The following is a 24,435-nucleotide window of genomic DNA, read 5'->3' as shown; positions in this document are numbered from 1 at the left end:
TCCCTCGTACGAGTGATTTTGGGGGTGTTTCGCCACCTTGTGGAGGGCCTACGCGTTGCCGGGATGCGTCCGCTCGACCCAGCGTTCGGGGTGGCTGATCTCCTCGGTGGTGGGCAGCGTGTTGGGCGAGGTCCAGACGCGGTTGAAGCCGTCCATGCCGACGCGCTCCACGGCCGTGCGGACGAAGCGCTCGCCGTCGCGGTACTGCCGCAGCTTCGCGTCCATGCCGAGGGCGCGGCGCAGCAGGCGGTCGACGCGGCCCGCGCCCGTCCTGCGGCGCTGCGTGAACTTCTCGCGGATCTCGGCGACCGACGGCACGACCTCGGGGCCCACGCCGTCCATCACGTAGTCGGCGTGGCCTTCGAGCAGCGACATGACGGCGGTGACGCGGTCGAGGATCGCGCGCTGCGTGGGGGTCTGGACGAGGTCGATCACGCCGTTGCCGCCTCCGTCGCCGTTCTCGCCGTCGCGGGGGCGGCCGGACAGGGACTGGGCAGCCTGCCGGACGCGTTCGACCAGGGTGGCCGGGTCCATGTCGGCCTCGGCGACGAAGGACCTGATCTCGCCTTCGAGGTGGTCGCGCAGCCAGGGGACGGCGGTGAACTGCGTCCGGTGCGTCTCCTCGTGGAGGCAGACCCAGAGCCTGAAGTCGTGCGGGTGGACGTCGAGTTCACGCTCGACCTGGACGATGTTGGGCGCGACGAGCAGCAGCCGCCCGGGAGGCGCGCCGGTGTCGCCCCCGTCCCCGGCGGGCAGGTCGGGGCTCGGCGGCGCGAACGTCTCGTACTGGCCGAGGACGCGGGAGGACAGGAACGCGAGCAGCATCCCGACCTCGACGCCGGTGACCTTGCTGCCCACGGCCGTCAGGGCGCCGCCGCCCGGGACGGACGCGCGGCGCTCGCGCATGCGGTCCGTCAGCGGCGTGAGGACGGCGCGGAAGCCCGCGACGTTCGCCCGCGCCCAGCCGGGGCGGTCCACGACCAGGACGGGGGTGTCGGCGCCGCCCGAGTCGAGACCGGTGAAGGCGCGTACGTGCCGCTCGGACGCGGCGGCGTGCCGCCGCAGCTCGGCGACGACGGCGCGGGCCTCGGCCCGGCTCACCTCGGGGCCGGGCCGTGCGACGCGGGCCGCCGTGGCGACGGCGAGATTCCAGTCGACCAGGTCGTTACCGCCGGGACTCGTCATGACGTCAACGGTACGGCGCCCGCGGGGAAAGCGGATAGCCGCGCGGTGACGCGCTCAGGCGCAGCCGCAGGCCGCCAGCGCACCGGCCGCGCGGTCGAGCGCCGCCTCGGCCGCGTCGGCGTCGGTGGTGTCGGCGGCGAGGAAGGCGAAGGCGAGGACTCGGCCGTCCGGTGTGCCCGCCGTGCCCGCGAGGGTGTTCACGCCGGTCAGCGTGCCGGTCTTGGCACGGACGAGGCCCGAGCCGCCGTCGCCGCCGTCCCCGTCGTAACGGCCGGCGAGGGTGCCGGTGAAGCCGGCGACGGGCAGGCCGGTCAGGGCGCTGCGCAGCTCGGGCCTGCCCGGGTCGGCGGCGGTGGCGAGCGCCTGGGTGAGCAGCTCGGCGGTGAGGCGCCCGTCGCGGTCGAGGCCGCTGCCGTCCACGACGCGCACCCCGTCGTGGGCGAGGCCGAGGTCGTCGAGCTGGGCGGCCATGGCGCGGCCGAGCCCTTCGGAGTCGGCGCGTTCGCCGGTGGCGAGGGCGGTGTGCCGGGCGAGGGCCTCGGCCAGGTCGTTGTCGCTGTCGGTCAGCATGCGCTCGACCAGCGAGGACAGCGGCGCGGAACGGGCGACGGCGAGCCGTTCGGCGTCGTCCGGCGCCTTGCGGTCGGCGGGGTCGCCGGAGACGCGGACGCCCGCGGCGGCGAGGGCCTCGGTGAACGCGTCGGCGGCGTCGGCCGCCGGGTCGTCGGCGCGGGGCGCGGGGCCGTGCGTGCTGCCGTCCAGGCGCCCCTCGTTGACCTGGAGCGGCGTGATGGCGGCGATGTTGTCGTTCACGCCGATGGGGTGCCGCTCGCCGCCGCCGGGGTAGAGCGAGGTGTCGTACGCGACGCGCACCCGGTCCGCGCCGCGGTCGGCGAGCGCGGCGGCGGTCCGTTCGGCCAGGGCGGTGAGGTCGTCGGCGGAGAGCGTCGGGTCGCCGCCGCCGACGAGGACGACGCGTTCGCCGTCCTCGTCCCAGACGGCGGTGGTGGCGAGGCGGTGGTCGGGGCCGAGGGCGTTCAGGGCGGTCACGGCGGTGATGATCTTGACCGTGGAGGCGGGGGCCCTGCCGGTGCCCGCGTGGTCCGCGTAGAGGGTCTCGCCGGTGGCGAGGTCCACGACGGCGGCGGTCGTGCCGTCGCCGAGCGCGGCGTCGGACAGGGCCGGTTCGAGCAGGCGGCGTACGGCGTCGGGCGCGTACTCGGGCGCGGAGCCGTCGAGCGGGTCGAGGACGGTCACCGCGCCTGGCACGGTGACGCCGCCGCTGTCCGGGGCGCCCGGTCCGGCCTCGGCGGCCTGGGCGCGCTCCGCCGCGCGGCGTCCCGAGTCCCAGGGGCCGGTGAGCGCCACCGCGACGGCGGCGAGGACGAGACCGGCGGTGGCCGAGCCGATGACGAGGCGCCAGGTGGCGCGGTGGCGGCGCAGGCTCTCCAGCACTTCCGCTGCTCTTCGCACGGTACGGACCAGCCCCTTTCGCGAGCAGACACTGCCGTGAGGGACACTTAACCACCACTCGCGCGCATTGATCGCTTAAGGAGAGCCTCCGTGGAGTTCGACGTCACCATCGAGATCCCGAAGGGTTCGCGGAACAAGTACGAGGTCGACCACGAGACCGGCCGGGTGCGGCTCGACCGCCACCTGTTCACGTCGATGGCCTACCCCGCGGACTACGGATTCGTCGAGGGCACGCTGGGCGAGGACGGCGACCCGCTGGACGCGCTGGTGCTGCTGGACGCCCCCACGTTCCCCGGCTGTCTGATCGAGTGCCGGGCGATCGGCATGTTCAAGATGACCGACGAGGCGGGCGGCGACGACAAGCTGCTGTGCGTCCCGGCGGGCGACCCGCGTTTCGAGCAGCTGCGGGACATCGAGGACGTCAGCGCGTTCGTCCGCGGCGAGATCAAGCACTTCTTCGAGCGCTACAAGGACCTGGAGCCCAACAAGCACGTCACCGGCGCGGACTGGGTGGGCCGCGCGGAGGCCGAGGCCGAGATCGAGAAGTCGGTCAAGCGGGCGCAGGAGTCGGGCGCCGCGCACTGACCTGGCGGCCGTCCCCGCTGGTGGGCGCGCGCCGGGCGGGCGCGCGCCCCGTGTGAGAGCCTGGGCCGCAGAGCCCTGACCGGCTCCTGGACGAGGTGCGCCGTACCCAGCCATGACAAGACGGCGCGTGGGAGTCCGTGATGGCGTGGATCGTGCTGGTGATCTCCGGTCTGATGGAGGCCGTCTGGGCGACGGCGCTGGGGAGGTCGGCGGGTTTCAGCCGACCGGGACCGACCGTCGTCTTCGTGATCGGCCTGGTGCTGAGCATGGCCGGTCTTGCGTACGCGCTGCGGAGCCTGCCCGTGGGGACCGGCTACGCCGTGTGGGTGGGCATCGGGGCGGTCTGCACGACCGCGTACGCGATGCTGAGCGGCGACGAGACGGTGACGGCGCTGAAGGTGCTGCTGCTGGCGGGCATCGTGGGCTGCGTGGTCGGCCTGAAGCTGGCGCACTGACCGTCGCGGGGACGGACGTGGCGCGCGGAAGGCCGTGCGCGCACCGACAGGCGGGCGCGTTCGCCCTGGCGGGACCCCGGGTCGTACCGCACCCGTCGTGCGTCGCGACTCCGCCAGGGGGCGTGCCCGGGCTGACCGCCCCGGGATGGGTCCTGCTGACCGGCTTCCTCTCCCCCGCGCCGAGGACATGCCGTCGTGCGTGGGGACGTTGCCGAGGGATGTACCGGCCGGGCGCCACCGGGCGCCGTGCGACCGTGCAGCGCCGTGGCGGGGAGACGACCGGCCGCCCGGAGGCGGAACGGGCGGCGGGGCCCGTGCGGCTCCCGCCCGGCCGGAAGCGCCGTACAACCCCGGCGTTGCCGAGCGGTGCTGACGAGCGGACGGGTCCGAGCGCCGGGCGTCCGGAGGCGGGGCGGCCCCACCGTCCCGGGGCGAGCGCGGCACGGCTTTCCACAGCCGCCGGAGGGGCGCCCGTGGAGGGCGCGGTGCCGACGAGCGGACGGGCCGCCTCGGGCGGTGCGGCTGCCCGGAGTGCCGGGCGTCCGGAGACGGGGTGGGCCACCGTCCTGGGGCGAGAGGCCGGACGCCGCCGCGCGTGAGCCACGGAGGCCGTTCGCCCCCGTGCGTGTGCCCGGGGGGAGGCGTCAGAAGCCGCGGGTGCGCTTCGCGCCGCGGCGGCCGGTGGGGGTCGGGGCGCCGCCGGGGGTGCGCATGAACAGGCGGGCCATCTCGCCGCCCAGGTTCACGCCGATGGCGATCGCCAGGGCCAGCGTCACGGCCGTCAGCAGGTTGTGGACGCCGCCGGTGACGTCGCCCTGCGCGAACGCCAGCAGCCCCAGGTACACCGCGCTGCCCGGCAGCAGCGGGCCGATCGCCGCCGTGACGTACGGCAGCGACGACGTGAAGCGGTAGCGCGACGCCAGCTGCCCGAACAGGCCGACCATGCCCGCCCCGACCGCCGTCGCCGCGAACGGCGAGAGGTGGCCCGTGTCGTGCATCGCGCCGTAGACCAGCCAGGCGACGCCGCCGTTCAGCGTGGCCGGGAGGAGGGTGCTCGGCGCCTGCTGGAGCAGCACGCAGAACGTGAGCGACAGCAGCAGCGCCGCCGCGAGCTGGATGCCGGGCCTGGTGGCGCGGTCGAGGACGTCCGGGTCGAGGCTGACGCCCGACACCTCGCCCAGGTACAGCACCGCGAGGACGCCGCAGACGATGCCGACGCTGAGGTAGATCACCTCCAGCAGGCGCGCCGAGGCCGTCAGGTAGTAGCCGGTCAGGCCGTCCTGCACGCCCGCGACGAGGGCGCGTCCCGGGATCAGCGCGAACAGGCCGCCGGTGATCATCGCCGCCGCCTGCCGTTCACCCGCGCCCGCGTCGTGCCCGGCCGCCCAGCAGATGCCGACGACGGCGGGCGCCATCGCCGCCGCCACGAACTGGTAGAACTCCGGCAGCCCGCGCCCCGCCGCCAGCCAGGCCAGCCGGTCGCCGACCATCGCGCCGAGCGCGGCCAGCGCGAACACCGCCCAGCCGCCGCCGACGAGGGTGCTGGCCGCCCCGGCGAGCAGGCCGCTCGCGACGGTGAGCTGCCACTTGGTGAACGGGTGCCGGTTGCGCCGCATGGTCGCCAGCCGCCCGTACGCCTCCTCCAGCGTGACCTCGCCCGACGAGATGTCGTCCACGAGCCGGAAGACGGCGGCGAGCCGCGTGTAGTCCGTGCCGCGCCGCCTGACGGTGCGGTCGAGGGAGACCGGCGCGTCCACCAGCGACGGCTGGTGCGAGACCGACAGCAGGGTGAACGTGACGGTCACCTCGCAGCGGTCGAGCCCGTACGCGTGGGTGACGGCGAACATGGCCGTCTCCACGTCCTCCGCGCCCTCTCCCCCGGCCAGCAGCAGCTCGCCGATGCGCAGCGTCAGGTCGAGGACGCGCGGCACGGCCGGGGGCGCCTCGTCCTCGCCGCGCGGCACGTACTCGGGCGCGGGCCGTTCGGTGAGGGGCAGCCGGACCATGCTGCGCATCCGGTCCTGCCAGGGCGCGCCGCGTGTGAGGTGGACGACCGCCGGTATGCCCTCGGCCGGGGTGAACTCGCTGTGCGGCTGCGGGCGCGGCGGGACGGTCACCCCCTCGGGGACGGCGAAGCCGGACGAGGTGGGGTGGTCGGCCTCGGCGGGCGGGGCCGGTTCGAGTCCTTCGGGGACGGCGAATCCCGAGGTGGTCTCCGGGTCCCACGACTCCTCGCCGCCCGGCCGCGCGCTGTCCCCGGCCACTACGCTCCGCTCCCTGCTGCCTCACGAGTCCCCGTCGTCTCTACCCGGGCAGCATAGGGTCATTCCGGGCGCACGGCCTGATCAGGGCCGGTCAGGGCGGTGGCAGGTCCGGTCATGAGTGGTCACGTAGCTCGGCGAGGCGGGCCAGGTCGTCGCGCACCTCCTCCCGTTCCTCAGGGGTGAGGGGCACGGCGGCGGCGCGGGTGAGCGCGGCGTCGGCCCCGGCGTCGTCGCCGAGGCGGACGGCGGTGTCGGCGCGCAGGACGAGCAGGCGCAGGAGCTGTACGGGCGTGGGCGCGTCGCCGGTGCGGGCGAGCGCGCGGTCCAGGACGCGGGCGGCGGCGGCCTGGTCGTCCTTGCTGTGGGCGAACAGCGCGGCCTGGTGGAGGGCGCGGGCGTACGGTTCGCGGGGCGCGGGGCGGTGGCTGGGGTCGTCGCTGGTCGGCTGGACGATGCGCAGGCAGTTGCCCGCCGGGTCGGTGACGAGGAACTGCCGTGCGCCGTAGCTGGTGTCGCGCAGCGGGCCGACGCGGGGCAGGCCGGTGGTGGGGACGCGGCCGAGCGCCGCCTTCAGCCCGGCGCGGAAGGCGGCGTGCAGGGCGTCGACGTCGTCGGTGCCGATGAGGCAGGTGCTGTGGGCGGTGGCGGGGTCGTAGCCCTTCATGCCGTAGAAGTGCAGGGCGACGCCGCCGCGTTCGACGACGGCGTACGGGTTGGGGCTGCGCTGCTCGTAGGTGGTGGTGAAGCCGAGGGCGGTGTAGAAGTCGACAACCGGCGCGATGGCGTGGCAGGGCAGCATGGGGGTCGTGGTCTCGGGCATGTGCGGGTTCCCTCCCGGGGTCAGCGTTCGGACAGCGCGGCCCAGCGGCGCAGCGCGAGGGGGATGAACGCGGCGAGGATCGCCAGGGGCCAGGCGGCGGCCAGCAGGAGCGCGTGGTCGGCGGCCCAGCTGTCGGAGGACCAGGTGGGGTTGCCGAACAGGTCGCGCACGGCGGTGGCGGTCGCGGACATCGGGTTCCACTCGGCGACGGCGCCGAGCCAGCCGGGCATGGTCGCGGGCGACGTGAAGGCGCTGGAGAGGAACGCGACGGGCCACACGAGGATCTGCACGGTCTGCACCATCTCGGGGCGGCCCGCGACCAGGCCGAGCCATATCCCGGTCCACAGCATCGCGAAGCGCAGCAGCAGGAGCAGGCCGACGGCGGCGAGCGCGGACGCGGCGCCGTCGTGCCAGCGCCAGCCGACGAGGAGCCCGGCGGCCAGCATGACCAGCAGGGAGACCGTGGAGCTGACCATGTCGAGGACGCTGCGGGCGACGAGGAAGGACGCGGAGACGATGGGCAGGGAGCGGAAGCGGTCGAGCAGGCCGCGCTGGATGTCCCGGGTCAGCGCGACGACCGTGCCCTCCAGGCCGAACGCCATGGTGAGCGCGAGGACGCCGGGGACGACGAACTCCTCGTAGCCGCCGCCCCCCTCGACGGCCATGCCGCCGCCGAGGAAGTAGACGAACATCACGAGCATCAGGACGGGGAAGGCCAGCTCGGCGACGAGCGCGCCCGGTCGGCGCGCCCAGTGGGCGAAGCCGCGGCGGGTCATGGTGAGGGTGTCGGGCAGCACGGTCATGCGGCGTCCCTTTCCTGGGTGGTGAGGTGGAGGAAGACCTCGTCGAGCGTGGGGCGGCGCAGGGCGATGTCGTCGGCGGCGATCCCGGCGGCCTCCAGGGCGCGCAGGGTGTCGGCGAGGGCGGCGATCCGGTCGGTGACGGGGGCGCTGACGAGCCGCCGGTCCCGGTCGGTGACCGGCTCGGCCGCGCGTACGGCGGCGCCGACGACGGCCGCGGCGGCCGTGAGCCGCGCGGCGTCCCGTACGACGACGTCGATGCGGTCGGCGCCGGTGCGGGACTTCAGCGCGTCGGGCGTGCCCTCGGCGACGCGGCGGCCGCCGTCGACGACGGAGACGCGGCCGGCGAGCTGGTCGGCCTCCTCCAGGTACTGGGTGGTGAGGAGGACGGTGGTGCCCTCGTCGGTGGCGGACCGCACGGCGTCCCACACCTCGGCGCGCCCGCGCGGGTCGAGCCCGGTGGTCGGCTCGTCGAGGAAGAGCACGTCGGGGCGGGTGAGGAGGCCGGCGGCCAGGTCGAGACGGCGGCGCATGCCGCCGCTGTAGCGGCCGACGGGGGTGCGGCCGGTGTCGGCGAGGCCGAAGCGTTCGAGCAGTTCGGCGGCGCGGTGGGCGGCGGCGCGGGCGCCGAGGTGGTGGAGGCGGCCGAAGAGGTCGAGGTTCTGGCGGCCGTCGAGGTCCTCGTCGAGCGCGGCGTGCTGGCCGACGAGGCCGATGCGGCGGCGGACGGCGGCCGGGTCGCGCGCCACGTCGTGCCCGGCGACGACGGCGGTGCCGCCGTCGGGGCGCAGCAGGGTCGTCAGGACGCGGACGGCGGTGGTCTTGCCCGCGCCGTTGGGCCCCAGGACGCCGTGGACGGTGCCGCGCGCCACGGTCAGGTCGAGGCCGTCGAGCGCCTGCCGGGTGCCGAAGGCCTTGCGCAGGCCGGTGACGGTGATCGCGTCCGTCGGGCCGGTCGTGCCGGTCATGCCCCACCTCATCTCGTGGTCCCCCTTCTCGTGCTGTTCAAATTTGACTAGCAGCGGAGCGGAACCGTACGGGACGCCAGCGCGCTAGTCAAGTTTGAACAGCGAGCCGCGGGTGAGAGACTTGCCCCCGGCACGCACGTCAGCGGAAGGGAGGCGGCAGCGCATGTCGGTCATCCGGCTCCTCGTCCTCGGCGCCGTCCGCCAGCACGGCAGGACCCACGGCTACCAGGTGCGCAACGACCTGGAGTTCTGGGGCGCGCACGAGTGGTCGAACGCCAAGCCCGGGTCGATCTACCACGCCCTCAAGCAGATGGCGAAGGAAGGCCTGCTCCGCGCGCACGACACCGCCCCGAGCCCGGCCGGCGGCCCGCCCCGCACCGAGTACGAGCTGACGCCCGAGGGCGACGCCGCGTACCTCGGCCTGCTGCGCGCCGCGCTGCGCGCGCACGACGAGCGGATCGACGTGCTCACCGGCGCCGTCGGCTTCATCGTGGACCTGCCGCGCGCCGAGGCCGTCGCCCTGCTGCGCGAGCGCGTCGCGGCGCTGGAGGGCTGGAGCGCCGAGGTGCACGCGCACTGGACGCCGCAGAGCACACCGGCCGAGTGGGGGCACATCGGCGAGATCATGCGGCTGTGGCTGCACAACGCCGAGAGCGACGCGGCGTGGACCCGGGGCCTGATCGAACGGCTGGAGGGCGGCGCCTACGTGATGGCGGGCGAGGGGGAGCGGACGGTGGAGGTGCTGCCCGAGGGCATGGCCAATCCTTTTGGTTCAGCACAGCCGTTTGGTTGAGCACAGCCCTTCGGTCAAGCACAGCCGTTCGGCCAGGGAGCACGGCCCGGCGCGCCTGCCGGGCGGGACGCGCCCGGCAGGCACCGGGCGTCAGAGCCGTCCGCGCAGCCACTCCAGGTGCTCGCGGGTGGCGTTCTCGCTCAGCGCGGAGTTGCGCAGGCGGCCGAGCACGCCCTGGTAGGCGGCGACCTCCTCCTGCTTGTCGAGGTAGAGCGCGCCGGTGAGCTGCTCCAGGTAGACGAGGTCGGAGAGTTCGGCCTCCGCGAAGCGCAGCAGCGTGAACGCGCCGGACTCCGCGACGTGGCCGCCCTGCGCGAACGCCACCACCTGCAGCGTGACGTTGGGGTACTCGGAGAACTCGATGAGCGTCCGCAGCTGTTCGTCCATCACCTTGTGCCCGCCGTACGGGCGGCGCAGGGCCGCCTCGTCGAGCACGCAGTGCAGGTGCGGGGCGTTCTCCGAGACGAGCAGCTTCTGCCGGGCGAGCCGCAGCGCGATGCGCCGGTCCACCTCGCCGACGGGCAGCCGCCCCTTGTGGCCGCTGACCATGACGGCGTGCGCGTACGCCTCGGTCTGGAGCAGTCCGTGGACGAACTGCAGCTCGTAGGTCGCGATGTGCTCGGCCGCCGCTTCGAGGCCGATGTAGGTCTGGAACCAGCTGGGGAGCACGTCGCTGTAGCTGTGCCACCAGCCCGCCTGGCCGGACGACCGCGCCAGGCCGAGGAGCGGCTCGCGGTCGGCGTCGTCGGTGACGCCGTACAGCGTCAGCAGGTCGGCGACGTCGCGCGGCTTCACGCTGACGCGGCCCAGCTCCATCCTGCTGATCTTGGACTCGGACGCCCGGATCGAGTAGCCCGCCTCCTCGCGGGACACACCGCACGCCTCGCGCAGCCGCCGCAGCTGCGAGCCGAGCAGGATACGGCGGACCATGGAGCCGCCGGTCGCCTCCGGGACACCGGCCGCACCCGTGACCCCGGTGATGTTGGTATCCCCCACTATCCCCTGAGTACTCATGTGCTCACTGCCCTCCACTTCGCACCGTGCGAAGTCTGCCATCTCCACGTGTCATTCGGTGCCCGCGCGATTACGGTCCATCAAAAATTTTCGTGCACGTGCATCTGCCCTTGCATTTGCCGTGAGCGTTGGGAAGCATGAGACCTGCGCGCTGCGACCCGGTGCGTCAGCACGGCCCTGCCCGCGAACGCCCGTCGCGTCCTGGGCAGTTCACGGGGGACCGCCGCGTCCGGGCACGTTCACGGGGAACCTCCGTCTTCAGCGATGCCGCCGCTATGCCAGGAGTGCCGCGCCATGGGGACCAACGGAACGTCCGCCGCGCAGACGTTAGGGGACCCGCTGCCGCCCGTCGATCCGCTGACCCTGTCCGGCACGGCGTCGCTCGGCCTCACCGCGCGGCCCGAATCGGTGCGCCGCGCGCGGGACTTCACGCGGGACACGCTGCGGGCGTGGGCGCTGTCCGATCAGGTGGACGCGGTCGGGCTCGTCGTCTCCGAGCTGGTCACCAACGCGCTGCGGCACGGCCTGCGCGCGCTGCCGCCCGTACCGCGCGCCGTGCCCGCGCCGCTGCCGGGCGCCCGCGTGCGGACGGTCGAGCTTGAACTGATGCGCTGCGCACGCCGGTTGGTCTGCGCGGTCCAGGACCCGAGCGGGAACGCACCGCGCGTCGGCGAGCTGGACGGCGCCATGGAGTCGGGGCGCGGGCTGCACCTCGTGGAGTGTTTCAGCGACGGCTGGGGCTGGCGCCCGCTGTCGGGCGGGCGGCAGGGCAAGGTCGTCTGGGCGGTCTTCGGCACCGCCTGACCGGGACCGGCGCGCCGGCCGGGGGCCGTCTCAGGCGATGAGGTGGTCGAACTCGCCGTCCTTCACGCCGCGCAGCAGCGCCTCGACCTCGGCCGGCGTGTAGACGAGCGCGGGCCCGTCGGGGAAGCGCGAGTTGCGCAGGGCGACGTCGCCGCTGGGCAGCCGGGCGAACTCGGCGCAGGTTCCCTGCGAGTTGCTGTGACTGCTCTTCAGCCACTCCACGCCCCTGAGTTCGTGTGCGGCTATGCCGTTGTACGCGTCGGCCACCGGTGTCTCCAGGGTCGTGCGAGTGGTGCGATCGTGCGCCGCACGGATGTGCCGCGCACCCAACTAGCCTGGATCATAACGTTGTTCACGTGCATCTGCACGTGCTTATGCACGTGCACGCGGTGTCACGGGACGGCGCGCCGACACGGCCCCCCGTTCTGGAGACGCGCGCCGGGGCATTTCGGTTCCACCCCGCCGCGGCTCCCCGCCCCGGGCGGATGCCCCCGTTCCGCCTCCGCACGCCCCCTCAGACGCGGTCGAGCAGGTCGTCGAACGCCGACGCGAGCCGCCGCCACGCCGGGCGCCCCGCCGCGTACTCCTTGTCCGTCAGCACGCACGCGCCCAGCCGCTCGCGCAGCGCCACCACGTCGAGCCCCGGGCCCGTGAAGACCAGGTGCTGGCCGCGGTCGCCCAGCTCGTCGTCCCAGTCCAGCGCCGCCGCGACCCGGCGGCCGGGCGGGACCAGGTCCCACGCCGCGTCCGGCAGCGCCGCCAGCCACGGGCCGGCCGCCTGGACGCTCAGCGAGCCGCCCGCCGCGTCCCAGGACAGCAGCGTGTCCGGGCGGTCCGCCAGCCAGAAGCGGCCCCTGCTCCGGGGCGCCGCGCACGTCAGCTCCTCCAGCGCCGCGTACAGCCGCTCCGGGTGGAACGGGCGGCGGTGGCGCCAGACGGTCGTCACCACGCCGTCCTGCGTCGCCTCCTGCGGCAGCAGCGCCGTCGCGGGGTGCTGGCGCGCCGCCGCGGCGGCGGTGTCGAAGTCGCCGCCGAGCACGGTCGCCGCGAAGTGCGCGCCGGTCACGTCCGCCGCGACCGCCGTCGGGTGCAGCTGGGCGAGCAGCGCGCGGTCCGTCGCCCCAGGACGCCCGCCGGGGCCGGGCGCGAGGGCGAGCGTCGGCGCGTACTCCAGCTGGCGCGCCCAGGTGTCGGCGACGGTGCGCCGGTCGGCGGACGCCGCCGCGAGGCCGGTCTCGGCCAGCTCGTCGCCGCAGGCCAGGTACGCCATGACCTGCGCCGGGTCCACGGCCGTGACGACCGCCGCGAGCCGCAGCCCGGCCGACCCGTGCGCGGCGATGACCTCGGCCATCGACCGCGGCTCGACCGAGTCCCACAGCTCGACGACGGCGAGCCGCGTCGTACGGTCCGCGGCCAGGCCCGCCAGCTCGGGCACGAGGTCGGCGCGCAGGGCGCAGCAGGCGCAGTCGTTGACCAGCGCCGTCTCGGCGCCGCCGATGACGCCGCCCGCGTGCCTGGCGGTGCGGACGACGCGGCCGTCGGCGGCGGCGCCGGTCAGGTCGTGGTGCAGGGCCACGCTGCCCGGCACCTGGCGCAGCAGCGCCCGCACGGCGTCCCGGCGGGCGTCCGCGTGGAGCCCGCCGACCAGGACGACGGGCAGCATCAGCTTTCCCCGCGCTTGCCGTACCGGCGCTCGAAGCGCTCGACGCGCCCGGCCGTGTCGAGGACGCGGGCGGTGCCCGTGTAGAACGGGTGGCTGGCCGACGAGGTCTCGACGTCGATCACCGGGTAGGTGTTGCCGTCCTCCCACTCGATGGTCCGGTCGCTGGTCGCGGTGGAGCGGGTGAGGAACGCGTACCCGGCGGCGCGGTCGCGGAAGACGACGGGACGGTAGGCGGGGTGGATTCCGGACTTCATGCTCGTGCTCCTCGGGCTCGTCTGGCTCGTCTGGCTCGTCGGCGGGGGGTCAGCGCTCTTCGCGGAAGACGACGTGGCGGCGGGCGACCGGGTCGTGTTTCCGCAGCTCAAGGCGGTCGGGGTCGTGTCTTCTGGTCGTGCGGGCCGCGTACGAGTACCCGGTCCCGGCGGTGCTTCCCCTCCGGACGACCGGTCGCGTGCCGTGTCGGTTCATGCGGGCCAGTATACGGAGACGGGAATCATTTTCATCTGGCGATCGGAGGGAGGGCCGGAGCCTCACGCCGGTTCTGTCCCGTTATGTGGTGCACTGGGGGGCCGTGAACGGCAGGAGGGACGTCCCGTGCGCACACAGATCCGTATGACAGCGGTGCTCGTCCTGCTCGCGCTGCCCGCCTGCGGCGGGGGCGGGGGCGGCGGCGGGCGGACGTCCCCGTTCACCGGCGAGCGCGGCGGCGACCCGGGGCCCGTCCTCGCCGTCAAGATCGACAACGCGCCCGGTGCCCGCCCGCAGACCGGCCTCGGCAGCGCCGACCTCGTCTGGGCGGAGGAGGTCGAGGGCGGGATGAGCCGCCTCGTGGGCGTCTGGTCGGGCACGCTGCCCGACCGCGTCGGCCCGGTGCGCAGCGCCCGGGAGTCGGACCTCGAACTGCTCGCGCAGCTCGGCGAACCGGTCTTCGCCTACTCGGGCGCCCACGAGGCGGTGGCCACGCGCATCCGGCGCGCGGGCGTCATCGCCGCGCCCCCCGGCGCCGCGCCCGGCGCGTACGAGCGGGACGGGCGCCGCGCGTCGCCGCACAACCTCTACCTGCGGCCCGACCGGCTGCTGGCGGCCGTCGGGGACACGGCGGACGCCGCCGACACCGGGCTCGGCTTCGGGGACGCCCCTGAGCGCGGCGGCGAGCGGACGCGTACGTACGAGGTGGCGTACCCGCAAGCGCGCTTCACGTTCCGCTGGTCGGCCGACGAGGGGCGGTGGCGCGTCGCCCTCGACGGCGACGCCGTGGACGCGCGGCCGGCGACCGTCGTCGTGCAGCGCGTGACCGTGCGCGAGTCGGCGCTGCGCGACGGGAACGGCAACCCGACGCCCTACACCGAGACCGTCGGCTCGGGCGACGCCGTGGTGCTGCGGGACGGCAGGGCGTACGAGGGGCGGTGGGCGCGGCCGGAGAAGGGCGCGGGCACGGAGTTCACGACCCCCGGCGGCGAGCCCCTGCGCTTCGCGCGCGGCCCGGTGTGGATCGTGCTCGACGCCGCCGACGGCGCGGACTGAGCCCCGTCACCGCCCCGGCCACCACCAGCGCCTCCGCCGCCGCCCCGCCTTCCGCTCCTCGCCGGTCCACCCGCGCAGGATGTCCACCGCGAGCCGCGTCTCGGCGGCGTCCGGCCCGAGGACCCGTTCCCGGTCGGCGACGATGGCGCGCATCAGGGCCAGCGCGTCGGCGAGGCGCCCCGCGTCCCGGTACGAGATGGCGAGGTTGTGCCGGGCGATGAAGGTCTCGGCGTGGTCGGGGCCGAGGACCCGCGTGCGGTCGGCCACCACCCGCTCCTCCATGACGATCGCCTCGGCCGCGCGGCCCGCCGCCCAGTGGGTGTGCGCGAGGCTGCTGCGGGCGCCCAGCGTGTCGGGGTGGTCGGGGCCGAGGACGCGCTCGTGGTCGGCCGCCACGTCGGCGAGCACGCGGACGGACTCGTCGAACCACCCGGCCCTGCGGTAGGCGATCCCCAGGCTGCCGCGGCTGGCGAGGGTGTCGCGGTGGTCGGGGCCGAGGATCCGCGCGCGGTCGGCCACCACCTGCTCGGCGAGGGCCACGGCCTCCGGCAGACGGCCCGCGTCGCGGTAGGAGATCGCCAGGTTGTGGCGCGTGGTGACGGTGTGGGGGTGGTCGGGGCCGATGATCCGCGCGCGGTCGGCCGCGACCCGTTCCTCCAGGGCGATCGCCTCGTCGAAGCGGCCCGCGGCCCAGTAGGTGAACGCCAGGGTGCCGCGCATCCCGAGGGTGTCCGGGTGGTCGGGGCCGAGGACGCGCTCGCCCGCCGCCGCCACCTCCTCGTGCAGCCGGACCGCCTCGTCGTGCCGCCCGGCGCGGCGGTACGTGACGGCCAGGCTGCTGCGGACGTCCAGCGTCTCGGGGTGGTCGTCGCCGAGGACGCGGGCGGAGTCGGCGACGACCTGCTCCATCAGGCGCAGGGCCTCCTCCTGGCGGCCCGCGTCGCGGTAGGAGATCGCCAGGTTGCTGCGGATGGTCAGGGTGTTGGGGTCGTCGGGGCCGAGGAGGCGCTCGCGGTCGGCGGCCACCTGCTCCTCGATGGCGATGGCCTCGTCCAGCAGGCCCATGTCCCAGTAGGTGTACCCGAGGCTGACGCGGCTGCCGAGCGTGTCGGGGTGGTCGGGGCCGAGGACGCGCTCCCGGCCGGCCACGACCTCCGTGTGCAGCCGGATGGCGTCCTCGTGGCGCCCGGCCCTGCGGTAGCAGATGGCGAGCACCGAGCGTGACGTGAAGACCTGCGGGGAGTCGGGGCCGAAGAGACGTTCGCGGTCGGCCGTCACCTGCTCCGCCAGGGCGATGGCCTCCGCCTGGCGGCCCGCGTCGCGGGAGGAGATCGCCAGGTTGCTGCGGATCGTGAGCGTGTCGGGGTGGTCGGGGCCGAGGAGGCGTACGGCGGTGGCGGCGAGCGGCGTCCAGTACCTGACGGCGGCGGCGTGGAGCCCGGCGTCGTGCAGGCTGTTGCCCGACTGGAAGAGCACGAGGTGGCCGCCGCCCGCCTCGCTCCACAGCGTCTCGCCCGCGTGCTGGTGGAGGACGTCCGTGTTGGAGCGCAGCACGGCGGAGAGCGCCGGGTCGAGGTGGTGTTCGCGGGGCCAGATCGCGCACAGGGCCTCGGCGAGTGCCTCCGCCGTGTCGGCGAGGACGTCGGGCGGGGTCGTCTCGCGGACGGCGCGGGCGGTGAGGGCGTGGATGCGGATGGCGCGGGGGCCGTCGGTGGGCTGGTCGGTGAGCATCCCGTAGCGGTGCAGGACCCGTACGGCGGCCAGCGCCTCGGCGGGGGTGACGGGGGCGCCGCCGCGGTACGCGGTGAGGTGGCGGGTGACCGGCTCGCTCCCCCAGACGCCGCGCGGGTGCCCGGCGGGGTCGAGGTGGGCGGCGAGCCGCAGGACGGGGACGGCGAGCCCGGCCGGTTCCTCGCGGTCCGCCGCGTCCAGGGACAGGAGCAGGCCGGAGGCGACCTGCCGGTGGTAGCCGTCGCCGCCCGGGGCCATGAGGCCGTCGATCCTGCGGCGGCTGTCGGCGAGCAGCGCGCGGTACTGACGGCTGGTCGTGCCCTGGTTGACCATGTAGGCGGCGGCGTGCGCCAGCGCGAGGGGGAGGCGGCCGAGGTCCTCGGCCAGGGCGGCGGCCGCGTCGTCGAGCAGGTGCGGCTCACCGGCCTGGGCGAGGCGGTCGCGCAGGTAGGCGACGGCCTCGTCGGGGGTGTAGGTGTCGATGTCGATCAGGGTGCGTCCGCCGCCGGAGAGGATCGCGTCGCGGCGGCGGGTCGTCGCGACGACGCGGCCGTTGCCGGTGGACGGGGTGGGCGGCCACCAGCCGGACATGCTCTCGGGGTCGGTGACGTCGTCCAGGACGACCAGCCACGACTGCCGTGTCCCGGCGAGCCAGTCGAGGAAGACGCGGGCGTCGGTCTCCGCGTCCTGGCCGTCCTCGCGGGGCAGGCCGAGGCGGTGGGTGGCCCGCGCGTACGCGTTGACGACCTGCGCCGTCTCGGAGGCGTCGATCCAGACGACGAGGTCGGTCCCGTTGCGCTGGGCCTCGTGCGCGTGCCGGGCGGCGAGCTGCGTCTTGCCGACACCGCCGCCGCCGGACAGCACCTGTGTGAGGACGACGGTCCCGCCGCCGGCGTGCGCCCGGCCGATCCGTTCGCGGACGCCCGTGCGGTCCTGGAACGCGGTGGCCGGGGGCGGCACGGTGCCGAGGCGCACGGGCCAGGCCAGCCGGGAGCCGGTGTCCTCCGGCGCGCCGTCGCCGACGTACTGGTTGCCGAGGACGTAGGTGAAGCGCTGGTCCCCGGCGGCCTGGTTGAGCTGGGCGTCGCCGCTGGCCCTGCCGTCCTGCCTCGTGTGGTCCCCCTGGCCGGGCGGGGGCGCCCCGCGGCCGGTCACGCGCCGGTCCCCGGCGTGCCGGGGTCCTGGTCGGCGCCCTGGTCGGCGCCCGACTGGTGGAGCCGGGCGTGGCCGCGTGCGGTGGCGCGCTGGTCGACGTCGGCGGCGGGGCCGGCGGTCTGGGTGAGCTTCGCGCGGCCCCTGGCGGTCGCGCGCTGGCGCACGCGCCGTCCGGTGGCGGGCGGGGGTGTCTCGCGCCCCGCCCACCAGGCGAGCGGTACGGCGACGGCCGCCGAGGCCGCGCCGCTCGCGGCCGTGGCGACGCCGAGCCTGTTGCCCGCGTCCTCGGGCAGGACGCCGAGCGGGTCGGCCCAGCAGACGGCGAGGCCGAGGCAGAAGACACCGACCGTGCCGCCGACCATCACGAGCCACCGCATCGCGCGCGACATCCGCACCAGCCCCCAACCACCCGTCCGGCAGCGCAACTTCGATGAAGGTCCACCGATATCAGGGACTCCGCCGCGCTGCCACCAGTTCCCGCGGATCCGCCCCGGATGCGGGCGTCCCGCGGTCAGCGCTGCCTGGCCGCCGGGCGGCCGTGGCGGCGGCCCAGGTGGAGGACGAACGCGCCCCAGGTGGCGGGGGCGAACGCCAGCGCGGGGCCGTACGGCAGCTTGCTGTCGCGCACCGGCACCGCCCCCGGGCAGCCGGCGCGGCGGAGTGCGGCGACCTCGACGCAGTTGCCCCCGTCCGCGTTGCTGTAGCTCGACCTGAGCCAGCCCGTCCGGCCGGCGCCGTGCGTCCCCCGCATGGGCAGCAGTCCCCCTCGCCGCTTCGCCCGGGCCGCGCCGTGGCATGGGCGGCCGAGCACATGCCTCGCCGCCGATCCTATGAGCAGACCATGTGCCGGACGAGGAGGATGGCGGGCGTGTCCTTGTCAATTCAACAGTCATCCAACGGGGGCGGGCGGGCGCGACGGCGACGGAGCGTCACGTTCTCGCGTTGGCTTTCCCCTTGGCCTGACGGGGAGTTGACGCCTGATGGCGGGCCGGCGGGCCGTCTCCTCCGGTCGGCGCAGCACAGCGGGCGTACCGCGACGCGGTCACACAGCATGACCGTATGACCCTCAGCCATGATCATCTGCGGCGCTGCTCGGTGGCCGCGGATCTCGGTGCCGCCCGTACCCGCATCTACCTGAAGAACTCCGGTCTGGTCGTCGACGAGCCCTCCATCGTCGCCGTCAACACGAAGACCGGCGCCCTGATCGCCGTCGGCACCCCCGCCGAGCGGATGGCGGGCCGCACCCCGGCCACGATCCGCGTCGTCAAGCCGATCATCGGCGGCACCGTCGTGGACATCGACATGGCCCAGCGGATGCTGCGCGCCATGGTCGGCACCAAGCTGCGCCGCGCCTGGCGGCGCAACCCGCTGCTGCGAGCCGCCGTCTGCATCCCGCACGACGCCGACCCGCTGGCGCGCCGGGCCGCCCTGGAGACGCTGGTCGGGGTCGGGGCGCGGCGCGTGGAGCTGGTGGACAGCCTGATCACGGCCGGGATCGGCTGCGGCCTGCCGGTGGAGGAGCCCGAGGCGACGATGATCGTCCAGGTCGGGGCGGCGACGACCGAGATCGCGGTGCTGTCGCTCGGCTCGATCGTGGCGGCGGACAAGGTCCCGATGGGCGGCGAGACGGTCGACCGCGCGCTGCTCCAGCACCTGCGCAACGAGCACGAGCTGATGCTGCCCTCGCTGGCCGTCCGCCCGCTGCACGAGGCGCTCGGCGACCCGGCGCAGGGCCTGGCGGAGGTGGCGGGGCGCGATGTCGCGACCGGCCTCGCGCGGACCGTGCGCGTCGATCCGCGCAGCCTGCGGGCCGCCGTGATGCCGCCGCTGACGGCGCTGCTCGACACGATCAGGGCCGTACTGCACCGCTGCCCGCCCGACCTGGTGGCCGACCTGGCCGAACGCGGCGTCATGCTCACGGGCGGCGCGGCGGGCCTCCCCGGGCTCGACGCGATCATCCGCGACAACACCGGCATGCCCGTCCAGGTCGCGGACGAGCCGGGGCTGTGCGCGGTCCAGGGGCTCGGGGCGCTGCTGGAGGGGCGGGTGCGGCCCCGGCTGGTGCCGCTGCCCGAGCCCACGCAGGGGTCGCGCCGCCGCGGCCGGCACTCCGGGCGCGTACCGGCGGCGTCGCGGACGTCGGGCGCGGCGGCGGCCGAGGCGGGCGCGGACGAGCAGGCGGACCGGGAGCAGCACGAGGCCTCGGCGACGGTCTGACGCACCGGCCCGACGCACACTGCCGCCGCCGCCCGTCCCCCCGTGGGACGGGCGGCGGCGCTGTGTGCGCCCGGCGTCCCGGGCACGACGCAGGTCCAGGCCGGACGCGCGCGGAACGCGCGTCCGCTGCCCCACCTGCCCGTACGAGCCCCGGAGAGCGGCGCACACGCGGTGCCCCAAGCGCACGCGCCCACCCCGGCGCACTCGACGCGCCGCACCAGCGGGTCCCCAGCCGGAACGATGCGCCTCGCCGCAGTGACAAAGGGGAAAGGACCGCCGTTCCCCGGAAGCGCTCCCCCAGGCAGCCCCGCACACCCGGGAGGTACCCAGGGGAAAGCGGTGCCCCCGACGGGGTGAGCGGCAAGTGCGTCCTCCGGATTTCCCCGCCCCGGATCGCAGGGGCGGGAACGGTGCGTTCCCGCCCCTGCGCGCGTTGCCCCCATGCCCCGCTTCCCCAGAACGCCGCACACGCCCGGACATACCCGGCCGTGTGCGCTGCTCGGTTCTGCCCATCGGGCAAGCCGTGGCCGGGCGCCTCCGGCACGAACTCGCCGGACCGCGCGGCCGGGACCCGCCGGGAGACCGGCGGGTCCTGGCCGTCCCGCGCCAGGGGCCCGGGTCAGTGCACGGGTGCCGGGCTGGGGGCCGGGGCCGTGGCCGGTGTCCTTGCCGGGCGGCGGGCCACCGCCGCGACCAGGACGGCCGCGACCAGGGCCGCGAGCCCCGCCGTCAGGTACACGCGCTCCAGCGCCGACGCGTACGCCTCCTGCACCAGCCCAGGATCGCTCCCGAACGGCGCGCCGCCGCTGATCGCGTTCGCCGCCGACGGCGAAAGACCCGCGCCGGTGAGGACGTCGCGGACACGCCCGCTGAAGATCGTGCCGAGCACCGCGACGCCGAGCGCGAAGCCCAGCTGGCGGAACGTGTTCACCGCGCCGCTCGCCATACCCGCGCGCTCCGGGGGCGCCGCGGCCAGCGCCGCCGCGACCAGCACCGGGATCGCCACGCCCACGCCCAGGCCCGTGACGATCAGTCCCGGCAGCAGGACCTTCCAGTCCGAGCCCGCGTCGATCGCCGTCTGCGTCAGCAGGCCCACGCCGATCAGCGCGAGTCCGCTGCTCACCGCCACCCAGGCGGGCAGCCTGTGCAGGAAACGCCCGCCCGCGCCCGCGAAGACGAACGACGTCAGCGCCATCGGCGCGACCGCGAGGCCCGCCTCTATCGGGCTGAGCCCCTGCACCGACTGGAGCCACAGCATCGTGTACGTGTAGTGCGCGAACGCCGCGCCCGTCAGCACCACGGCCGCGCCCATCAGCGCGGCGAACGACGGCCTGCGCAGCAGCCGCAGGTCGAGCAGCGGCTCGCCCGTGCGGCGTTCCACCAGCAGGAACAGGACCAGCGCGACGGCGGACACGGCGAACGCGGTGACGGCCCCGCCGTCGCCCCAGCCGTCCTCGCCGCCCACAATCAGGCCGTACGTCAGGGCGGCGGCGGAGAGGGTGAACGTGACGGTGCCCGGCCAGTCGATACGGGACGCGGAGCCGCGGGACTCGGTGACCGTGCGCAGGGTGATCAGCAGGGCGACCGCGCAGACCGGCAGGTTGACGTAGAAGATCCAGCGCCAGTCCAGGTAGTCGGTGAGGACGCCGCCGAGCAGGACGCCCAGCGCGCTGGCGGCGCCGCTGACCGCCCCCCAGATGCCGAACGCGAACGCCCGGTCCCGGCCCGCGTAGGCGGCGGCGAGCAGCGGGGTGTTGGTGGCCAGCATCGCCGCGGCGGCGGCGCCCTGGACGGCGCGGGCCGCGATCAGCACGCCGACGTTCGGCGCGAGGCCGCTGATGAGCGAGGCGAGGGCGAAGGCGGCGAGCCCCAGCACGTACACGCGGCGGCGGCCCAGCAGGTCGCCGGCCGTGCCCGCGACCATCACCAGGGCGGCGAGGGCGAGGGCGTACAGGTCCATGACCCACTGGAGGTCGGAGAATCCCGCGTCGAGGTCGCGAGCCATGGAGGGCAGGGCGGTGACGACGATGGTGACGTCTATCAGGAGCATGAAGTTGCCCAGGCAGATCGCGGCCAGGGGCCACCACTTGCCGGGGCGTGCGCCGGGCTGTGCTTCCGGCGCTGTTGGTGCGGACGGTGCAGACATGCCGCCAAGAGTGCGGGGCGGTGTCCCCCGCGTCCCAGCCAGGCGGGGGGAAACGGCGCAGTCCGACACGTCGTAGGCTCGGCGTGGTGGAATACGACGACATCGACCGCCAGGTGGTGCACGCCCTCCAGCTGGACGGGCGGGCGCCGTTCTCCCGTATCGCCCGGGTCCTGGGGGTGTCGGACCAGACGGTGGCGCGCCGGTACACGCGGCTGCGTACGGCGGGGCTGCTGCGCGTCGTGGGCCTGTGGCGGGTGGGCGCGCGCGGTGACAGCGGCTGGATCGTGCGGCTGCGGTGCGCGCCGGGAGCGGCGGACGACCTGGGGCGGGTGCTGGCGCGGCGACCGGACACGATGTGGGTGCACGCGCTGTCCGGGGGCACCGAGATCAACTTCGCGGCGCTCATACCGGCGGAGGGTCCGGAAGGGTCGCGGGCGCCGACGCTGCTGGAGCAGCTGCCCAGGACGCGGCAGGTGACGGACGTGACAGTGCTCAGCACGCTGCACACGTTCTTCGGCGGCCCGATGAGCCTGGTCAACAAGTCGGGGGCACTGAACGCCGCGCAGGCCGCCGAGCTGAGTGGGACGCCCACAGGGCGGCGGCGGGGCGCGGGGCCCGTACGGGCGGATGACGGGGATCTGCGGTTGGTCGCCGCCCTCGGGGAAGACGGGCGCGCGCCGCTCGCGGACCTGGCGTCGGTCACCGGGTGGTCGCAGAGCACGGTGCGGCGCCGTCTGGGGGAGCTGATGGCGGGGGGATCGGTGTACACGGACGTGGAGTACGACCACCGCATGTTCGGCATCAGGTCGCACGTGCTGATGATGCTGTCCGTGCCGCCCGCGCGCCTGGAGGAGACCGGCCGGGCACTGGCGGCGCACCCGGAGGTGGCGTACGCGGCGGCGACGACGGGGCCGACGAACCTGTTCGCGTCCGTGCTGTGCCCGGACATGGCCGCGCTGTACCGGTACCTGACGACACGGGTGGCCGCGCTGTCGGGGGTGGAGCGCGTGGAGACGCTGCCGCTGGTGCGGACGTTCAAGGGCATCACGCCCAACGGCGGGGGCCCCGCGACCCGTGCCTGAGGGGCCTGTTGCCGCAGGGCCGCGCCGTACGGTCCGCGCGGCGCGTGGTGTCATGGAGGTGGGCAGGAGATCGGTGAGCCCGGGATCCGGCCCAGTCCACCGCAAGAGCGTGAGAGAAGGCGTGAGAGTTTCATGGCCACGCACTACGACGTCGTCGTCCTGGGCGCCGGCCCCGGCGGCTACACCGCGGCCGTCCGTGCCACCCAGCTGGGGCTGCGGACCGCTGTCATCGAGGAGAAGTACTGGGGCGGTGTGTGCCTGAACGTCGGGTGCATCCCTTCCAAGGCGCTGCTGCGCAACGCCGAGCTGGCCCACATCGTGCAGCACGAGGCCAAGACGTTCGGCATGCGCGTCGAGGGGACGGTCAGCTTCGACTACGGCGAGGCGTACAAGCGCAGCCGCAAGGTCGCGGAGGGCCGGGTCGCGGGCGTCCACTACCTGATGAAGAAGAACAGCATCACGGAGTACGACGGGCGGGGCACGTTCACCGACCCGAACACGCTGCAGGTCGCGCTGAGCGGCGGCGGCAGCGAGACCGTGACGTTCGACCACTGCATCATCGCGGCGGGTGCGACGACGCGGCTGCTGCCGGGCACGTCCCTGAGCGACCGCGTGGTGACGTACGAGGAGCAGATCCTCACCGAGGACCTGCCGGGCAGCATCATCATCGCGGGCGCGGGCGCGATCGGCGTCGAGTTCGCGTACGTGCTGCACAACTACGGCGTGAAGGTCACGATCGTCGAGTTCCTCGACCGGATGGTGCCGCTGGAGGACGCCGAGGTCTCGAAGGAGCTGGCGCGCCAGTACCGCAAGCTCGGCATCGAGGTGCTGACCTCGACGCGGGTGGACGGCATCGACGACGCGGACCCGAACGCGCCGGTGCGCGTCACGGTCACCAACGCCAAGGGCGAGCAGCAGGTCCTGGAGGCCGACAAGGTGCTCCAGGCGATCGGTTTCGCCCCGCGCGTGACCGGTTACGGGCTGGAAGCGACCGGTGTGGAGCTGACCGAGCGCGGCGCGATCGCGGTGGACGACTGGATGCGCACGAACGTGCCGCACATCTTCGCCATCGGCGACGTCACGGCGAAGCTGATGCTGGCGCACGCGGCCGAGTCGATGGGCATCGTCGCGGCCGAGACGATCGCGGGCGCGGAGACCATGCCGCTCAACTACCCGATGATCCCGCGCGCCACCTACTGCCAGCCGCAGATCGCCAGCTTCGGCTTCACCGAGGAGCAGGCGCGCGAGCGCGGCTACAACGTGAAGACCGTCAAGTTCCCCTTCACCGCGAACGGCAAGGCGCACGGCCTCGGCCAGGCGACCGGCTTCGTGAAGGTGATCAGCGACGACACGTACGGCGAGCTGCTCGGCGCGCACCTGATCGGCCCCGAGGTCACCGAGCTGCTGCCGGAGCTGACGCTGGCGCAGCAGTGGGACCTGACGGTGCACGAGATCGCGCGCAACGTCCACGCGCACCCGACGCTGGGCGAGGCCGTGAAGGAGGCCGTTCACGGCCTCTCGGGCCACATGATCAACATGTGACCACCGCCTGACACACTTCGGACGGCCCGCCACCGACCAGCGTCGGAGCGGGCCGTTCCGGTTGTCACCGGCCGCTGCCGGTCGCCCGGGGCCGCCGTCGCACGGCCCGGAGACGGCCCCGGCCTCCCGCATTCCGTCCGCGAGTTCTTCGGCACGGGGGAGGCAGGCGACGGTGAAGCGTCCGCTGCGGACGGCCCGCTTCCGCTTCGAGTCG

The 24,435-nt window shown here is 74.9% G+C and carries 23 protein-coding genes and 1 riboswitch; of the genes, 8 read left to right on the top strand and 15 right to left on the bottom strand.

The window, feature by feature from the left end; genetic code table 11:
* Positions 1–48: 48 nt before the first annotated feature.
* Together ACIBPC_RS10760 and dacB are read right to left on the bottom strand one after the other, a co-directional pair.
* Positions 49–1,185: a zinc-dependent metalloprotease gene (locus tag ACIBPC_RS10760; protein ID WP_362960872.1), complete on the bottom strand. Its 1,137-nt coding sequence runs from the start codon at positions 1,183–1,185 to the stop codon at positions 49–51.
* Between the two features lie 54 nt (positions 1,186–1,239).
* Complete coding sequence (gene dacB, locus ACIBPC_RS10755; RefSeq protein WP_398842841.1) at positions 1,240–2,658, bottom strand: D-alanyl-D-alanine carboxypeptidase/D-alanyl-D-alanine-endopeptidase; 1,419 nt, start codon at positions 2,656–2,658, stop codon at positions 1,240–1,242.
* A gap of 90 nt (positions 2,659–2,748) precedes the next feature.
* Between dacB and ACIBPC_RS10750 the strand changes: the two genes are divergently transcribed.
* Both ACIBPC_RS10750 and ACIBPC_RS10745 read left to right on the top strand, forming a co-directional pair.
* On the top strand, positions 2,749–3,243 hold the full coding sequence (locus ACIBPC_RS10750; protein ID WP_362960878.1) for an inorganic diphosphatase: 495 nt from the start codon (positions 2,749–2,751) through the stop codon (positions 3,241–3,243).
* A 67-nt stretch (positions 3,244–3,310) separates the two neighbouring features.
* Positions 3,311–3,373, top strand: a riboswitch (guanidine-III (ykkC-III) riboswitch).
* A gap of 10 nt (positions 3,374–3,383) precedes the next feature.
* Entirely contained in the window at positions 3,384–3,698 is a 315-nt protein-coding gene (locus tag ACIBPC_RS10745) for a DMT family transporter (RefSeq protein WP_398842838.1), read from the top strand.
* Between the two features lie 644 nt (positions 3,699–4,342).
* Here the strand turns inward: ACIBPC_RS10745 and ACIBPC_RS10740 are convergent.
* From ACIBPC_RS10740 to ACIBPC_RS10725, 4 genes are all read right to left on the bottom strand, one after another.
* On the bottom strand, positions 4,343–5,962 hold the full coding sequence (locus tag ACIBPC_RS10740) for a threonine/serine exporter ThrE family protein (protein ID WP_398842835.1): 1,620 nt from the start codon (positions 5,960–5,962) through the stop codon (positions 4,343–4,345).
* A gap of 112 nt (positions 5,963–6,074) precedes the next feature.
* Positions 6,075–6,782, bottom strand: coding sequence for a bleomycin resistance protein (locus ACIBPC_RS10735; RefSeq protein WP_398842833.1), 708 nt, complete (start codon positions 6,780–6,782; stop codon positions 6,075–6,077).
* A gap of 20 nt (positions 6,783–6,802) precedes the next feature.
* Complete coding sequence (locus ACIBPC_RS10730) at positions 6,803–7,585, bottom strand: ABC transporter permease (protein WP_398842830.1); 783 nt, start codon at positions 7,583–7,585, stop codon at positions 6,803–6,805.
* Positions 7,582–8,550: an ATP-binding cassette domain-containing protein gene (locus ACIBPC_RS10725; RefSeq protein ID WP_398842827.1), complete on the bottom strand. Its 969-nt coding sequence runs from the start codon at positions 8,548–8,550 to the stop codon at positions 7,582–7,584. The genes ACIBPC_RS10730 and ACIBPC_RS10725 overlap by 4 nt, the downstream gene beginning before the upstream one ends.
* A 163-nt stretch (positions 8,551–8,713) precedes the next feature.
* On the opposite strand from ACIBPC_RS10725, the gene ACIBPC_RS10720 reads away from it, so the two are divergent.
* Entirely contained in the window at positions 8,714–9,343 is a 630-nt protein-coding gene (locus ACIBPC_RS10720; protein ID WP_398842825.1) for a PadR family transcriptional regulator, read from the top strand.
* A gap of 90 nt (positions 9,344–9,433) precedes the next feature.
* Here ACIBPC_RS10720 and ACIBPC_RS10715 read toward each other — a convergent pair whose 3' ends face one another.
* Positions 9,434–10,273 (bottom strand): helix-turn-helix transcriptional regulator, encoded by an 840-nt coding sequence (locus ACIBPC_RS10715; protein WP_362961192.1) that lies wholly within the window; start codon positions 10,271–10,273, stop codon positions 9,434–9,436.
* 378 nt (positions 10,274–10,651) lie between these two features.
* Here ACIBPC_RS10715 and ACIBPC_RS10710 point away from each other — a divergent pair, with 378 nt between their 5' ends.
* The gene (locus ACIBPC_RS10710) at positions 10,652–11,161 is read left to right on the top strand and encodes an ATP-binding protein (protein ID WP_398842821.1); all 510 of its coding nucleotides are present in this window, start codon (positions 10,652–10,654) and stop codon (positions 11,159–11,161) included.
* A gap of 30 nt (positions 11,162–11,191) precedes the next feature.
* Here the strand turns inward: ACIBPC_RS10710 and ACIBPC_RS10705 are convergent, their stop codons facing one another.
* The 4 genes from ACIBPC_RS10705 to rpmG form a co-directional block, all read right to left on the bottom strand.
* Positions 11,192–11,428, bottom strand: a complete 237-nt coding sequence (locus ACIBPC_RS10705) for a DUF397 domain-containing protein (protein WP_362960900.1) — start codon at positions 11,426–11,428, stop codon at positions 11,192–11,194.
* Positions 11,429–11,675: 247 nt separating this feature from the next.
* The gene (locus ACIBPC_RS10700) at positions 11,676–12,824 is read right to left on the bottom strand and encodes a CobW family GTP-binding protein (protein WP_398842819.1); all 1,149 of its coding nucleotides are present in this window, start codon (positions 12,822–12,824) and stop codon (positions 11,676–11,678) included.
* The gene (locus tag ACIBPC_RS10695; protein ID WP_398842817.1) at positions 12,824–13,078 is read right to left on the bottom strand and encodes a type B 50S ribosomal protein L31; all 255 of its coding nucleotides are present in this window, start codon (positions 13,076–13,078) and stop codon (positions 12,824–12,826) included. The genes ACIBPC_RS10700 and ACIBPC_RS10695 overlap by 1 nt, the downstream gene beginning before the upstream one ends.
* 49 nt (positions 13,079–13,127) lie before the next feature.
* Positions 13,128–13,292: a 50S ribosomal protein L33 gene (rpmG, locus tag ACIBPC_RS10690; protein ID WP_398842815.1), complete on the bottom strand. Its 165-nt coding sequence runs from the start codon at positions 13,290–13,292 to the stop codon at positions 13,128–13,130.
* Between the two features lie 126 nt (positions 13,293–13,418).
* Here rpmG and ACIBPC_RS10685 point away from each other — a divergent pair, with 126 nt between their 5' ends.
* Complete coding sequence (locus ACIBPC_RS10685) at positions 13,419–14,348, top strand: DUF3048 domain-containing protein (RefSeq protein ID WP_398842812.1); 930 nt, start codon at positions 13,419–13,421, stop codon at positions 14,346–14,348.
* A 6-nt stretch (positions 14,349–14,354) separates the two neighbouring features.
* Here the strand turns inward: ACIBPC_RS10685 and ACIBPC_RS10680 are convergent, their stop codons facing one another.
* The 3 genes from ACIBPC_RS10680 to ACIBPC_RS10670 form a co-directional block, all read right to left on the bottom strand.
* Entirely contained in the window at positions 14,355–17,234 is a 2,880-nt protein-coding gene (locus ACIBPC_RS10680; protein ID WP_398842809.1) for a tetratricopeptide repeat protein, read from the bottom strand.
* Entirely contained in the window at positions 17,231–17,611 is a 381-nt protein-coding gene (locus ACIBPC_RS10675; RefSeq protein WP_398842807.1) for a hypothetical protein, read from the bottom strand. The genes ACIBPC_RS10680 and ACIBPC_RS10675 overlap by 4 nt, the downstream gene beginning before the upstream one ends.
* 134 nt (positions 17,612–17,745) lie before the next feature.
* Entirely contained in the window at positions 17,746–17,985 is a 240-nt protein-coding gene (locus tag ACIBPC_RS10670) for a DUF397 domain-containing protein (protein ID WP_362960918.1), read from the bottom strand.
* Positions 17,986–18,293: 308 nt separating this feature from the next.
* Between ACIBPC_RS10670 and ACIBPC_RS10665 the strand changes: the two genes are divergently transcribed.
* The gene (locus ACIBPC_RS10665; protein ID WP_398842804.1) at positions 18,294–19,451 is read left to right on the top strand and encodes a rod shape-determining protein; all 1,158 of its coding nucleotides are present in this window, start codon (positions 18,294–18,296) and stop codon (positions 19,449–19,451) included.
* Between the two features lie 619 nt (positions 19,452–20,070).
* On the opposite strand, the gene ACIBPC_RS10660 is transcribed toward ACIBPC_RS10665, so the two are convergent.
* The gene (locus tag ACIBPC_RS10660) at positions 20,071–21,597 is read right to left on the bottom strand and encodes an MFS transporter (RefSeq protein WP_398842802.1); all 1,527 of its coding nucleotides are present in this window, start codon (positions 21,595–21,597) and stop codon (positions 20,071–20,073) included.
* Between the two features lie 86 nt (positions 21,598–21,683).
* Here ACIBPC_RS10660 and ACIBPC_RS10655 point away from each other — a divergent pair, with 86 nt between their 5' ends.
* Both ACIBPC_RS10655 and lpdA read left to right on the top strand, forming a co-directional pair.
* Positions 21,684–22,679 (top strand): Lrp/AsnC family transcriptional regulator, encoded by a 996-nt coding sequence (locus ACIBPC_RS10655; protein ID WP_398842800.1) that lies wholly within the window; start codon positions 21,684–21,686, stop codon positions 22,677–22,679.
* A gap of 132 nt (positions 22,680–22,811) precedes the next feature.
* Positions 22,812–24,221 (top strand): dihydrolipoyl dehydrogenase, encoded by a 1,410-nt coding sequence (gene lpdA, locus ACIBPC_RS10650; RefSeq protein ID WP_362960930.1) that lies wholly within the window; start codon positions 22,812–22,814, stop codon positions 24,219–24,221.
* Positions 24,222–24,435: the final 214 nt, after the last annotated feature.

The organism is Streptomyces sp. NPDC049879 (assembly GCF_044461265.1).
In the GTDB taxonomy this organism is placed as follows: Bacteria; Actinomycetota; Actinomycetes; order Streptomycetales; family Streptomycetaceae; genus Streptomyces.
This window is presented reverse-complemented; position numbering and strand designations above follow the sequence as displayed.

Excerpts from the sequence above, each read along its gene's own strand:
- ACIBPC_RS10760 (WP_362960872.1), bottom strand. The coding sequence starts at position 1,185 with ATGACGAGTCCCGGCGGTAACGACCTGGTCGACTGGAATCTCGCCGTC.
- ACIBPC_RS10745 (WP_398842838.1), top strand. The coding sequence starts at position 3,384 with ATGGCGTGGATCGTGCTGGTGATCTCCGGTCTGATGGAGGCCGTCTGG.
- ACIBPC_RS10735 (WP_398842833.1), bottom strand. The coding sequence starts at position 6,782 with ATGCCCGAGACCACGACCCCCATGCTGCCCTGCCACGCCATCGCGCCG.
- ACIBPC_RS10730 (WP_398842830.1), bottom strand. The coding sequence starts at position 7,585 with ATGACCGTGCTGCCCGACACCCTCACCATGACCCGCCGCGGCTTCGCC.
- ACIBPC_RS10725 (WP_398842827.1), bottom strand. The coding sequence starts at position 8,550 with ATGACCGGCACGACCGGCCCGACGGACGCGATCACCGTCACCGGCCTG.
- ACIBPC_RS10720 (WP_398842825.1), top strand. The coding sequence starts at position 8,714 with ATGTCGGTCATCCGGCTCCTCGTCCTCGGCGCCGTCCGCCAGCACGGC.
- ACIBPC_RS10715 (WP_362961192.1), bottom strand. The coding sequence starts at position 10,273 with ATGGTCCGCCGTATCCTGCTCGGCTCGCAGCTGCGGCGGCTGCGCGAG.
- ACIBPC_RS10710 (WP_398842821.1), top strand. The coding sequence starts at position 10,652 with ATGGGGACCAACGGAACGTCCGCCGCGCAGACGTTAGGGGACCCGCTG.
- ACIBPC_RS10700 (WP_398842819.1), bottom strand. The coding sequence starts at position 12,824 with ATGCTGCCCGTCGTCCTGGTCGGCGGGCTCCACGCGGACGCCCGCCGG.
- ACIBPC_RS10695 (WP_398842817.1), bottom strand. The coding sequence starts at position 13,078 with ATGAAGTCCGGAATCCACCCCGCCTACCGTCCCGTCGTCTTCCGCGAC.
- rpmG (WP_398842815.1), bottom strand. The coding sequence starts at position 13,292 with ATGAACCGACACGGCACGCGACCGGTCGTCCGGAGGGGAAGCACCGCC.
- ACIBPC_RS10675 (WP_398842807.1), bottom strand. The coding sequence starts at position 17,611 with ATGCGGTGGCTCGTGATGGTCGGCGGCACGGTCGGTGTCTTCTGCCTC.
- ACIBPC_RS10670 (WP_362960918.1), bottom strand. The coding sequence starts at position 17,985 with ATGCGGGGGACGCACGGCGCCGGCCGGACGGGCTGGCTCAGGTCGAGC.
- ACIBPC_RS10665 (WP_398842804.1), top strand. The coding sequence starts at position 18,294 with ATGACCCTCAGCCATGATCATCTGCGGCGCTGCTCGGTGGCCGCGGAT.
- ACIBPC_RS10660 (WP_398842802.1), bottom strand. The coding sequence starts at position 21,597 with ATGTCTGCACCGTCCGCACCAACAGCGCCGGAAGCACAGCCCGGCGCA.
- lpdA (WP_362960930.1), top strand. The coding sequence starts at position 22,812 with ATGGCCACGCACTACGACGTCGTCGTCCTGGGCGCCGGCCCCGGCGGC.